The organism is Micromonospora aridisoli (genome assembly GCF_056150025.1).
Genome location: NZ_JAXCFK010000059.1, coordinates 1 through 687, shown reverse-complemented (window position 1 = coordinate 687; position 687 = coordinate 1). Strand labels below are relative to the sequence as shown.

At 34.8% G+C, this 687-nt stretch carries 1 protein-coding gene; it reads right to left on the bottom strand.

Annotation, left to right across the window (positions count from 1 at the left end):
- Positions 1–57 precede the first annotated feature (57 nt).
- A partial coding sequence (locus SM447_RS29310; protein WP_474576107.1) for an aldo/keto reductase occupies positions 58–687 on the bottom strand: 630 nt, incomplete at its 5' end.

The window sequence follows — 687 nt, the reverse complement described above, 5'->3', positions numbered from 1 at the left end:
ATAACAAATTTGAGATAAAAGAACTTTGTTATTTTCCTGACACCTGTAAGCCTCTAGTTACCATCGATGATGTACCGATGGACGAATCAATGTAGTATAAATAGCATCTACTGCTTTTAATTCTTCATCCGAAAGATCTGGAATATTCAAGGTTTCTAAATTAGAATGTAATTGTGCTATTTTGGATACACCTGGAATCACACAACTCACCTCTTTATACATTAAGATCCATTTCAAAGCATAATGAACCAATGCTGTTTCTTTTGGAAACAATTCTACTAATTGATCCACCGCCTCGAGTGCCAAATTATAGTCTATCCCCGAAAAAGTTTCTCCTTGGTCAAATACCTCTCCTTTTCGATTGAAATGACGGTGATCTTCATTTGAGAATTCGGTTGTTGCATTAAACTTTCCTGTCAATAAACCACTTGCCAAAGGAACCCTAGTTATAATTCCTATATTTCGTTTTTTTGCTTCTTGAAAAAATAATTCAGCCGGACGATGTCTGAACATATTAAAAATGATCTGAACTGTTTCTACGATAGGATATTCTATTGCCTTTAATCCTTCTTCTACTTTCTCTACACTGACACCAAGATGTGCTATTTTACCTTCTTCTTTTAGTTTTTCGAATTCTTCAAAAATCTCTTGTCTATAGTACACTTCTGTAGGAGGACAATGCAGCTG